Genomic DNA, 12,081 nt, shown 5'->3' on the forward strand with positions numbered 1-12,081 from the left:
TCGGCTGGGGCGCTTCCACATCTGGAGTACGCATGTACATCGAATACCCGAAAGCGCTCTACCGCAAGGGGGAATGCACAATTGTCGCAGACGAGGACGGCGAGGTTGCCGCGCGCGAGGGCGGCTTTGCCGATTGGGCAGAAGACATCGCCGCCATGCAGGCGACGGAAGCTGACGAAGAGCCGGCCGCGCCGGCCAAACGCGCCTACAACAAGAAGGTGGCCTGATGCTGCGGTACGCGAACAACTACCAGGACCGTTACGGTAACGGCATCCCTGGCGCGCTGGTTTCGGTCACGTCGAACGAAACCGGGCTGCCTGTCACGATCTATTCGGACAACGGTGTCACGCCGATCACGAATTTGGTAACCGATGCGCTTGGCCAATTCGCGTTCTACGTGGCCGATGGCGACGTAGACATCACGTTGTCAAAAACGGATACCACCACGACGTCGATTCGCGACGTGACGATCAAGAACCCGGTTGCCGAATCGGCGCTGGCCTCGACCTCCGGGCCCGGGCTGGTCGGCTGCATCAATCCTGGCGCGGGCGCGGTCGCAACCACTCTTCAGGCCAAGCTGCTGGAAGGCGCGGTAACGCCGCAGGACTTCATGACGACGGCGCAGCGCAACAACGTCGCGGCGGGCCTGGGCACCATCTCCGTGGTCGACGCGTTCGAAAAGGCGCTGGCGACCGGAATGCCGGTGTACGTGCCGTCCGCGAGCCGGAAATACCTGTTCGACCGCCAGCTGATCGTGCCAAGCAACGCCGTCATTTTCGGCGATCAAGCACAGATTTATCTTGGCAACGGCGTCAACCAGCACGTTTTCCGCGTGGCGACAAACGCCGACAACGTGGAGATTCGCGGCCTGCGTATCGACGGCACCAAGGCGTCCAACACGGCCAGCATGGGCATCGCCATCGACGGCGGATCGAGCATCCGCGTGCTGGACTGCTACATCAAGAATTGCAGCGCGGCCGGCATCTATTTCGCCGGCGCCACGTTGAGCGGCGTACGGGCCATGAACAACTTCGTGACCGGGTGCGTGGCCGGCGGCATCACGGCAAACGATACCGTGACCAATTTCGCCTTCAACGAAAATTCCTGCTGGCTGAACGGCACGCACGGCGTGGGCATTATCGGCATCGCAAAGCACGGCATGATCTGCGGCAATGCCTGCTGGGACAACGGCCAGGGCACGCCGAACGCGGACAACATCACCGGCTACAACGTCGCGAATACGTCGGTCACGGTATCGAACAACTCCTGCAAAGGCGGCTTGAACAACAGCATTCACATGGGCGGCCAGTACATGGTGGTTACCGACAATACTGTCTATGACCCGACCCAATACGGCATCGTCATGGCCGCGAATACGGGCATCTGCAAAGGCTGCACTGTCGGCAATAACTCGGTGTTCGGCGCCGGCGTGAGCGGCTATTGGTTCGAAAACTGCACCACCGGCTCTGTCAACGGCAATTCGTCGTGCGACAACACCGCGCACGGCTTCGCTATCGACGGCTGCATCGGCCTCTCGTTCGGCAGCAATTCCGCAAGCGGCAATGGCGGCGATGGATTCCGGAACGGTGTGGCCAGCTCCTTCCTGACATTCAACGGCTGCACGTCGCGCGCCAACACCGGCGATGGCATCGAGCTCGGCAACGTGACCGACTCCACGATCACGGGCGGCAATTTTTCCGGGAACACCGGTTGGGGCGTCAACGTTTCCGGCACCGAGGCGCGCAACATCATCGGCATGAACACGGTGCGCGGCAACACGGCCGGCCAGATCGCACAGCCGAACGTGTCCACCCGCGTGACCGACAACGAAACCGGTGTATCGCGGACCGTCGCATCGGCTGCGGCACTCATCTTGCCGCCGGGCGGCTCGTACTTCTACATCACCGGTACGACGAGCATCACCAGCATGACGGCCAGCTTCCCCGAGCGCATGGTGACGCTGCAATTCGATGACGTGTTGACTTTCACGGACGGCGGCAACCTGAACATCGCGGGCAACTACGTCACCGCATTCAAGAAGACGATCACGTTGATTTGCGACGGCAGCTCTTGGGTCGAAATCGCACGCAGCACCAACTAAGGACAGCCATGAGCATTGTTGCCCCCAGCACCCCAGACGACATCACCAGCCAGGATTATTTCTGGCTGGTCGAAACCGTCAAAAACTGGCTTCATCGCAGCGACCTGGCGGCGCGCGTGCCGGACTTCATCCTCTTGGCCGAATCGCGCATCAACCGCCTAGCGCGCGTGCGCGTGATGGGCGTGGACGCTGCCCTGGTGATGACGCCGGGCTCGCGCTTCGTGGTGCTGCCGTCCGATTACGTGGCGCCGTCGGCGGTGTGGCTGGATGCGAACCAGCCGCGAGCCAAGTTGACGCCGCTCGTGGTTGAGCAAATGCCGGTAGCCAGCGATTCCGGCATGCCGACGTACTGGGCAGTGGATGGCACGATGCTCGCGTTCGACCGCGTACCAGACCAGGCATATCCGATCACGCTTCGCTACCGCGCGCGCTTCAGACTGACCGCCCAGGCGCCGACAAACTACCTGCTGTCTCAATACCCGGACCTGTACCTGTACGGCGCGCTACTGGAGTCGGCCCCGTTCATCGGCGCGGACGAGCGCATCGGCCTGTGGAAAAGCATGTTCGACCAGGCAATCCAGGAAATCAACAACAGCGAGCACCAAAGCCGATCGGTCGGCGTGCTGACCACAGACGTGCCGACGTCGATGCTGTCGCGCCGCTGCTATTAACAGGAAAATCATGGCTCTCGAAACTGCAACCTACATCACCGACCTGAACACCGCGAATCCGACTGCGGCCGATCCGAAATCCCAGGGCGACGACCAGATCCGCATGATCAAATCCGTGCTCAAGGCGTCGTGGACGCAGATCGCCGGCGCGGTCAACGCAACGCACACGCAGATCAACTATCTTGTGGGCGTCACAAGCCCGATTCAGGTGCAGCTCGACGCCAAGCAGAATACCGCCGACGCGGTTACCTATGCCTACGTGAACGGCCTGTCGTTTGCCAGCTCGCTCCCCGACCAGGCTGGCAACGGCGGCAAAATCATCTCGACGGATGGCACGACTTCCAGCTGGAAGGATTGGGCAAGCTTCAACGACGCCATGGCGCCGGACGTGGCCACGGCCGCCGCGCCTGATATCTGGTCCGGCATCGGCAGTACCCGGCTCCTGACCGGCAGCACGGCCGTTACCGGCTTCGCTGCGGCGCCGCGCGCAGGGGCAAAGCGCAAGCTGATCGCCGCGACCGGGTTCTACATGATCCAGGGCGCGAACCTCACGATCAAGGGCGGGTCGATCACCCTGGCCGCCGGCGACGAGGTGGACGTGCTTGCGCTGACGACGACGTCGTTCCGGGCCACGGTCACCCGCGCAGACGGCACGGCTGTTGCAGAGGCTGTGCGGCACTACGACAACGGCGCGTCGGGCACGCTGGACTATCGCAACGGACGGTCGCAGCGCTGGGCGCCAGCATCCGGCGCCAAGACCCTGACGGTGACCAATTGGCCGCCGGCCGGCATCTATGCCTCGCTGCGCGTCAAGGGCGTGAACCTCGCTGCCGGCGGCATCCCGACGATCACCGGCGCGACGTACATCAACTACGACGGCTCGTACAAGGCGACGGCGGCGCTCGCAAACGTGACCTTTCAGACCTCCGGCACCGATAACGTGCTGCTGTTCAGCGATGACGGCGGCGCCACGATTTTCGTGAAAGTGATGCGCTGATGGACGAGGAATTCTACGCAAGCTCGCGGCGCCTCGTGCAGGTGTCGTTTTACGCTGATGGCACGTGGGTCGCGCCGATGACAACGACTTCGGTTGACATGCTGGGGCGGGGGCAGGATGGCTCGCCCGGCGGAACAACCGCCACAAGCGTCGTCGTCGCAGTGGTGACGTGGCTTATCGGAACCGGAGGCCCTAATCCCGGCGTGGCCACATGGGATAACGCGCAGGCGGCCGCGTCGGCAGCGGCCAGCGCGATCAATGCCGGCGCCGGCTCGTGGACTGAATATCAGGTGGCCCAATACAGCGGCGGCACCTACATCCTGAACACCACAGTGAGGTCGGGGCCATCGCTTGCCGGCAGCGCTTCTGTCTCGTACCAGGCCGGATGGCAGCCGAGCGGCCCGATTACTGGCGGCGCGATGCCAGGTTCGCCGCAGCAGTGGACCGCCACTGTGAATTACAGCTACACGGCCTCGGGGGCTACGGTCGGCGCAAACGCGACCGGGCTCGGAAAAACGTTCCTCGGTGGTGTTGGCGATTATGCGACGCCTGTGGCCTACCCCGGGGTCGCGGTTACGCCAGGTGCCAGCTACCCGATTGTTGCCCCTCTTGGCTCAATTATCACGCTTACCTATTTCGAATAGGCCATCTATGCCAATTTTCAAAGTCCCTGACGCCGGCGCGGCTGGCGTCATCAAGGACATCTCGCCGCACAAGCTGCCGCCGCAGGCATGGACGGACGCAAGCAACATGCGTTTCCTCGACGGCTCGGTGCGCCAGTTCTACGGGCACGGCCCGGTGTACGGCACGCCGGCTGTCACGCCGCTGCACGTGGTGCCGGTGAACGTCGGCGCAACACGCTACTGGCTGTATGCCGGCGAGGCCAAAATCTACGCCGTCACGGCCGTCAGCGGCACCGATGTGCACACGAACATCACGCGGCAGACCGGCGGCGTCGACGTGAACTACGCGGGCGCGCCGAACGCATGGACCAGCACGGTTCTGTCGGGCATCCCGATCCTGAACGCGGGCAATCTGGTCGACCCGCCGCAGCGCTGGGACTTGAACGTGGCGAACCGGTGCGTCAAGTTGGATAACTGGCCGGACAACACGACCTGCAAGTCGCTGCGCGCGTATTCGAACTACCTCGTTGCTCTGCACGTAAGCAGGGGTGGCAACACCTTCCCCTACATGGTGAAGTGGTCGCACCCGGCAGACCCGGGCGGCATCCCGATTTCATGGGACAAAGACGACGGCACGAAGGACGCGGGCGAATACGACCTCGCAGAAGGCGGCGACCAGATCATCGACGGCTTGCAGCTGCGCGACAGCTTCATGATCTACAAGGAGCAATCGGTCTGGCGCATGGACAAGATCGGCGGCGATTTCGTGTTCCGCTTCTCCAAGGTGCTCGGCCTGTCCGGTGCCATGAACCGCAACTGCATCGTGGAAATCGACGGCCTCCACTTCGTGCTGACCGGTTCCGACGTCGTGATCCACGACGGCCAGTCGCCTGCCCAGGTGCTCGACAAGGCCGCCCGACGCGCGCTGTTTCAGGACATGGACGTGTCCAGCGCCGACCGGGCTTTCGTGTTCAAGAACCCGTTTCTCAACGAGGTGTTTGTCTGCTACCCGAGCATCGGCAACACGATCCCGAACAAAGCACTGGTCTGGAACTACAAGGACCGCACGGTCAGCTACCGCACGATCCCGAGCCTGCACCACGCGAATTACGGCCCGGTCGACAGCACACTGAGCGGAAGCTGGGCCGCCGATCAGGACAGCTGGGATTCGGACCTGACCGCATGGAACGGCCCCGACTTCACGCCGAACACCGCGCGCGTGCTGATGGCGGCGGCCGGGCCGAACCTATTCCTGTTGGACAGCTCGGCGACGTTCAATGGCGCGCTCGCATCCTCCTATCTGGAGCGGCGCGCGCTGAGCTTCGGCGACGACGAGCGGGTCAAGACGATCAACGGCGTGCGCGCGCGCATTACCGGCAACCCTGGCGAAACGGTGATCGTCAAGATCGGCGGGCACCAAACGGACCCGTTCGCCGACCCGGAATGGACCGCGACCATGCAACACGTCATCGGCCAGACCATCGCGTGCGACGGCTTCGCCTCGTTCCGTTACCCGGCCATCCGCTTCGAATCGGGCACGGCCGTGCAGTGGCGCCTGGACAGCTACGATTTTTCGATCATCGACGGAGGTAAATGGTGAGAACGCCAAATCTCGGAACGGTCAATTACACGCCCGGCCAGGTGCCGGCATCGGCTGACGATCTGCTGCGCTTCGTGCGCGAGGAATTCGACAAGGTGTCCGGAGCGATCACGCTGCTGGCGGCCGGCCACCTCGACCCGCAAACAGTCGCCCCGCTCAAGCCGCGCGACGGCGATATCCGGTACGCCGCTGGCGCGCCGCACTGGAACCCTGGCAGCGGCCGGGGCGTGTACATCTTCAAATTAACAACGTGGGTCTTTTTAGGCTGACCTCACAAACTGGAAAGAGGAAAATATGGGCTGGCTGAAAAAACTCGTCGGATTCGAAAATTCGTTCACGAAGAACCTCATCAAGGACGTTGTCAAGGACCCTACGCGGCTGTTCACGGGCATTGACCCGCTGTCTACCAAGGTCTGGAACGCGGCAACCGGCAGCGACAACGAGGCGCTGGTGAATCTGTACGGCAGTCCAGGGCAGCGCTACTACGACCTGGCAGCGTCGGAGGGCCTCGACACCGGGCCGGCCGGGCAGCTGCACGGCGTGGCCGATGTGGTGGCCGGCTATTTCGGCGGCAAGGCCCTTTCTGGCGTAGGTCAGGGCCTGCTGGGCAGCGTGGGGGGCACCGGCTCCGGTGCGGGCGCGATTGCGTCGGAGGGCATCGCAGGCACGACCGGCTCGGTTGGTGGCAGCGCGGCCGGGGCAACTGCTGGCGGCGTCGCTGGCGGCGCCGCAGGAACGGTAGGCGGTGCGATTCCGCAAGTCATCATCAACGGTTCCACGGCCGGCGCCGGGGCTGGTTTGGCTGGCACTGTGGGTGGTGTTGCTGGCGCAGGCGCCGGGCTGCTCGGAGGTGTTCAATCGCCAACCAGCACGCAACCGGCATCCGGCGAGAAACCGCCAAATCAGGGCGAGGCGCCAAAGCCAGCAGGCGGCCTGCTTGATGCGGTCGGCGGTCCGGGTGGCGCGGTAAAGCTCGGCCTCACTGCCGCCGGCGCGCTGGCGGGCAACAATACAGGCGGCGCCGGTGCCGACACCACCACGACCAAAAATTCGCTCGATCCGCGCATCGACTCGATGCTGTTTGGCAACGGAGCCACTGGCGGCTTACTCGACCGCTACAAGAACTATCTCGACACGCCTCAGTCGCAGGCGACAAAGGATTACGGCAACGCCGCCGGGGCGTATCTGCAAGACGCCAAGGGCGACATGACCACGATTCGCAACGGCGCTTACCAGCAGATGCAGCCGGGTACGGCGCCGCAAATGCAGGCATCGCTGATGGGTAACACGCCGATGGCGCAGGCCGCATCGATGCAGGCGCCCGAGGCGATCAAAAACGGCGCTTTCATGCAGCGTCCAAGTGACGTGCAGGGCGTCGGCGTGAGCGGCCCGGCGCAGAACAACATGGACCTGACGAACCCGTTCGATAAAATGATCAACGGTCCGGCCGGCGCAAACCCATATTTGACCGGCGCCATTCAGAAGGGCATCAACCAGTCGACGAACGCCTTTCAGTCGCAGCAAGCCGACAGCACGCGCAACCTGATGGAGCAGATCATGCCGGGCATCCGGGGCGGCGCCATCGCATCCGGACAGTACGGCGGTTCGCGCCAGGGTATCGCCGAGGGGCGCGCAATTGGCGACTTCGCGCGCGAGCAGCAGCGCACGCTGGCGCAGTTCGGCCAGTACAACACGGACGCCGCCGTTGCCGCGCAGGCCGGCGCGTACGAGACTGATTCGAACCGCGCGCTGTCGGCCATGCAAGGGCTGAGCGGGAACCAGAACCAGGCGGCCATTGCCAGCGCAAATAACCAGCAGGCCGCCAACATGGCGAATATGCAGTCGCAGTTGCAAACCTACCAGACGAATGCGCAGCTCCAGCAGCAGCGCGATCTGCAAAACCAGAACAACAGCATGCAGGTGGGGCTGACGAATGGCGGCTGGCAGCAGCAAACCAACCTGGCGAATCAGGGTGCGCAACTGGCGGTCGGAGCGAACAACCAGAACGCGCAGAACCAGGCGGCCAGCAACAACCTGAACGCGCAGATGGGCCAGAACAACCTGAACAGCCAGAACCTGCAAAACGGCATGTCCGGGCTGGGCGGCCTGCTGAATAACGCCTACCAGATCGCAGGCAATCAGGATGCCTATGGCCTGAACAATGCCGCGAAGGTCAACGGCTTGCTCGCTCCATACCTGAGCGCAAACCAGTCGACGACCACCTCGCAGCCGCTGTACGAGAACAAAACCGGCAACATCATCGCCGGCGCAACGGCTGGCCTGGGCCTCTACAACGGCCTGCAAAGCTCCGGCCTGCTGAACGGCATTGCCGGCCTGTTCGGCGGCGGCACCAACGGCGGCCCGAGCGCCCAAAACGTACAGCCACGATACTAAGGACGAAATATGGGACTTCTTGATATGTTTTCCGACCCGCAGACGATGGGTCTTTTGTCCGCTGCCGCACAGATGTCGGAACGGTCCGGGCCGTCGCGCCAGCGCAGCAGCATCGGGCAAATCCTCGGCACGGGCATGGGCGGGTATGTGCAGGGGAAGCAGGCCGTCGAGGACCGTGCGATGCAGCAGGAGCAGATGAAGCAGGCGCAGATGATGCGCGAGATGCAGATGAAGGAGATGCAGGCCGAAATGGCGCAGAAGGAGCGCGCGCAGGCCGAGCAGGCGCGCCTGCAAGATTTCTTCTCCAAGCGCCAGATGGGCGGCGCGCAAGCCGGCGGCGGCATGCAGCAGCCGATGCAGGGCGGCCAGCCTCAACCTGGCGCCGCGCCGCAACAGTTCGCCCCCGGCGGCGCCGGCGCATCGACACCGTACGCCGAGCGCATGCAGCTGGCCGACGAGCTGCGCCGCGCCGGCTTTCAGCAGCAGGCCGACGCGCAGGAAACGTCGGCGCTCAAGTTCCAGCCGAAGGTGAAGAACTGGCAAGAGGTGCAGGTGGGCGGCAAGGTCATGTATGCGCCGTACTACGAGGACGGCAACGTCGGCCAGCCGGTGCCGCTGGAAGTCGCACGCAAGCTGGAGAAGGTGGACAGCGGCCAGAGCAACGACATGATCGACCCTTACACCGGGCAGATCAAGGCATCGATCGGCAAAAAACAGACGCTGGAATCGCTGGCGAGCAATGCGCTCACCGCACGCGGCCAGAACATGACTGACTCGCGTGCGCGCGAACTGAACGAGCTCACCCGCCAGGGCCAGCGTACGCAGATTATCAACGACCCGCTGAACGGCCCGATGCTGATCGACAAGGCCACCGGTCAGGCGCGCCCAGCCATCGGCATGGACGGCCAGCCGGTTCGAGGCGAGCAGACGCTCAAACGGGAAAAACAGGCGCAGGGCCTCGTGTCGGTAATTGACAGCGCCGAGAAGCTGCTCGACGGCGCCACCGGGTCTTACGCTGGCGCCAGTATTGACCAGGCCAACCAATTCATCGGGCGAGCCACGCCGGGCGCGCAGAACATCGCACAGCTCAAGGTGCTGGAAGGCTCAATTATGATGAACCAGCCGCGCATGGAAGGCCCGCAGTCCGACAAGGACGTGATGCTGTACCGTCAGATGGCCGGCCAGATCGGCGATCCTACGGTGCCGGCTGCGCTGAAAAAGGTGGCGCTCCAGTCGATCAAGGAAATCAACCAGCGATATGCCGGCGGCGCGCAGCAGCAGTCAGCATCGCCATCAGCACCGGAGGCGCGCAAAAGCATCTCCCTGTCCGATATCGCAGAAACGGCACGCAAAAGCGGGCGCACCACGGCCGAGGTTACGGCGGCGGCGCGCGCCAGGGGCTACACGATTGGAGGTCAATAATGGCAGGACGTGATTTATCAGACGAGCTGTTCGGCCCGGCGCCGGCAGCAAAGCCGAAGCAAGGCGGGCGCGACCTGTCTGCGGACCTGTTCGACGCGCCCACGCCGAAGGAAAAGGGTTTCGGCGAACAGCTCAACGACTTCGTGTCGAGCGTGCCGCGTCAAACAGGACTGGCTGCACGCTACGGCCTTGAAGGGCTGGGGGGCACGTTCGACAGCTTCGTCGGTAACCCGCTGCGTACGCTGGCCGCGCCGATCCTGGGCAATAAACCGCGCGCGGACACCGGCGGCACGCTGGCAAACGTCATGGGCCTGCCAAGTCCGGAAAATGCTCAAGAGCGCGTCGTTGGCGATGCTGCTCGCTTGGCAGCCGGTTCCGCCGGCATTATCGGCGCAGCTGGCAAGGCCGCGACGATGACAAGCGGCACGACGCAAGCTGTAGCGCGCGGGCTGGCGGCAGCCCCGGTTAAGCAGTTGGCATCGGGCGCTGCTGCTGGCGCAGCCGGCGGCTACACGCGCGAGACTGGCGGCAACGAGGGGTCGCAGTTGCTGGCGTCCTTGGGCGCCGGGGTGGCGGCGCCATTTGCCATCGGCGGCGCCCAACGCGCAGCCGGCGCCATTGGCAACCGCTTGCGCCCGGCGGTGCCGCCCGTGCCGTCGGCTCAGCAGCAAATCCAGATCGATATCAAGATCAACAACGCGCTGGAGCAAAGCGGAATCAAACTGGGCGACCTGCCGGGCCAGGTGGCGCAGAGCATCCGCGATGACGTGGCGAAGGCGTACAAGATCAGCCCAGACCTGTCGCCTGACGCGGTGCGCAGGCTGGCCGATTACCGCCTGACCGGAACCACGCCAACAGCGGCCGGCTTGACCCTGGACCCGGCAACCGTGACGCGTCAAAAGAATCTGGCGAAGCTGGGCATCAACAGCAAAGACCCGGCGGCCCAGCAGCTTGGGCAGACGCAGAACGCCAACAACCGGCAGCTGACGACCGGCCTCAACGACCTGGGCGCCAGCGCGGCCGACGATGCGTACGCAGGCGGAAGCCGGGTCATCGGTGCCCTTGAGAAGCGCAACGATAGGGTGCAAGGCGTTCTCAAAAAGCTGTACGACCGGGCGCGCGACAATTCCGGCCGAAGCGCCGAGCTTGATCCGCACACTTTCACGAACAGGGCCGGAGACCTGCTGCACGAGGCAAATGTCGAAAGCTTTTTGACGCCAGATATCCGCAACAAGCTGAACCAGTTTGCCAATCGAGAAACGCCGCTTACCGTGGAAATTGCCGAGCAGTTCAAAACCGGCATCGCCAAGGTCCAGCGGAACAGCAGCGACGGCAATGTTCGCACGGCCTTGGGCTTGGTTCGCCAGGCGCTGGACGAAACGCCTCTGGTCGGGGCGCGGCCGACGCCGGCGCCAAGCGGAAGCAACCAGTTGACCGTGCCAGGCGGCTTAGGCGCTCCGGCGCAGGAAAGCATGGGTCAGAGCGCAATCAACGCCTTCAACAGGGCGCGGCGCGTGAACCGGGAGTGGATGGGCGTTGTCGAGAAGACGCCCGCCCTGCAAGCGGTGCGCGACGGCATCGAGCCCGACCAATTCGTCCAGAAGTTCATCGTCGGCAGTGGTGGCAACGCCAATGTGATGGACGTCAACATGATGCGGAACTCGATCAAGAAAAGTCCGGAGGCGATGAACGCGGTGCGCGAGCAGATCACGTCGTTCCTCAAGACGCGCGCGCTGAACGGCGCCGCCGACGAGGTAGGCAATTTCAGCCAGTCGGCCTACAACAAGGCGCTGTCTCAGATCGGGGACCGCAAGCTTAAGCTGTTCTTTGCGCCTGAGCAAATCGCGCAGATGAAGGCCATCGGCAGGGTTGCCAGCTACGAGCAGTTCCAGCCGGCCGGCAGTGCAGTGAATAATTCGAACACAGCTGGTACCGGCGGCGCCATGCTTCTCGACCGAATTGCGGATTTGCCGTTCCTGTCTAAAATCCCGTTCGGCCAAAGCATGATTGCTCAGCCGCTGCAAAACATCTCGCTCGGCATGCAGGCGAACCGTGCGATGAATGTCCCGCTGAACATCGCCGGGCCGGCGCGGGCGCCTGCGCAGTTGCGCGCGCGCGGCCTGATGCTTTCGCCGGCGGCGCTGATGGGAATGGAGGGGGAGGAGGACCGGCAGCGTCGCCTACTCGCCGCGCCGCCCCGCTAACCAGGCATTGATGATGAAGGCCAAGGTAGCGCCAAGCTGAATTGGATCGAAAGACATGTTTCCCCCCCT

At 63.8% G+C, this 12,081-nt stretch carries 10 protein-coding genes; all 10 read left to right on the top strand.

The window, feature by feature from the left end; translation table 11 throughout:
- Positions 1 to 32: 32 nt before the first annotated feature.
- The 10 genes from EJB06_RS07600 to EJB06_RS07645 are packed head-to-tail and all read left to right on the top strand — an operon-like array spanning position 33 to position 12,012.
- Positions 33 to 227, top strand: coding sequence for a hypothetical protein (locus EJB06_RS07600; RefSeq protein WP_126073398.1), 195 nt, complete (start codon positions 33 to 35; stop codon positions 225 to 227).
- Positions 227 to 2,101: a right-handed parallel beta-helix repeat-containing protein gene (locus EJB06_RS07605; protein ID WP_126073399.1), complete on the top strand. Its 1,875-nt coding sequence runs from the start codon at positions 227 to 229 to the stop codon at positions 2,099 to 2,101. Before EJB06_RS07600 ends, EJB06_RS07605 begins: the two co-directional genes overlap by 1 nt.
- A gap of 8 nt (positions 2,102 to 2,109) precedes the next feature.
- Positions 2,110 to 2,772, top strand: coding sequence for a phage adaptor protein (locus tag EJB06_RS07610; protein ID WP_126073400.1), 663 nt, complete (start codon positions 2,110 to 2,112; stop codon positions 2,770 to 2,772).
- Between the two features lie 10 nt (positions 2,773 to 2,782).
- Positions 2,783 to 3,769, top strand: a complete 987-nt coding sequence (locus tag EJB06_RS07615; RefSeq protein WP_126073401.1) for a hypothetical protein — start codon at positions 2,783 to 2,785, stop codon at positions 3,767 to 3,769.
- Positions 3,769 to 4,413, top strand: a complete 645-nt coding sequence (locus EJB06_RS07620) for a hypothetical protein (RefSeq protein ID WP_126073402.1) — start codon at positions 3,769 to 3,771, stop codon at positions 4,411 to 4,413. Before EJB06_RS07615 ends, EJB06_RS07620 begins: the two co-directional genes overlap by 1 nt.
- Positions 4,414 to 4,420: 7 nt before the next feature.
- On the top strand, positions 4,421 to 5,992 hold the full coding sequence (locus EJB06_RS07625) for a hypothetical protein (protein ID WP_126073403.1): 1,572 nt from the start codon (positions 4,421 to 4,423) through the stop codon (positions 5,990 to 5,992).
- Positions 5,989 to 6,261 carry a hypothetical protein gene (locus EJB06_RS07630; RefSeq protein ID WP_126073404.1) on the top strand — a complete coding sequence of 91 codons (273 nt, stop codon included), beginning with the start codon at positions 5,989 to 5,991 and terminating at the stop codon, positions 6,259 to 6,261. Before EJB06_RS07625 ends, EJB06_RS07630 begins: the two co-directional genes overlap by 4 nt.
- A gap of 25 nt (positions 6,262 to 6,286) precedes the next feature.
- Entirely contained in the window at positions 6,287 to 8,386 is a 2,100-nt protein-coding gene (locus tag EJB06_RS07635) for a hypothetical protein (RefSeq protein ID WP_126073405.1), read from the top strand.
- A gap of 24 nt (positions 8,387 to 8,410) precedes the next feature.
- Positions 8,411 to 9,808 (top strand): hypothetical protein, encoded by a 1,398-nt coding sequence (locus EJB06_RS07640; protein WP_126073406.1) that lies wholly within the window; start codon positions 8,411 to 8,413, stop codon positions 9,806 to 9,808.
- Entirely contained in the window at positions 9,808 to 12,012 is a 2,205-nt protein-coding gene (locus EJB06_RS07645) for a hypothetical protein (protein ID WP_126073407.1), read from the top strand. The genes EJB06_RS07640 and EJB06_RS07645 overlap by 1 nt, the downstream gene beginning before the upstream one ends.
- Positions 12,013 to 12,081 lie beyond the last annotated feature (69 nt).

It is taken from the genome of Massilia atriviolacea (assembly GCF_003953935.1).
Classification (GTDB): domain Bacteria; phylum Pseudomonadota; class Gammaproteobacteria; order Burkholderiales; family Burkholderiaceae_D; genus Telluria_A; species Telluria_A atriviolacea.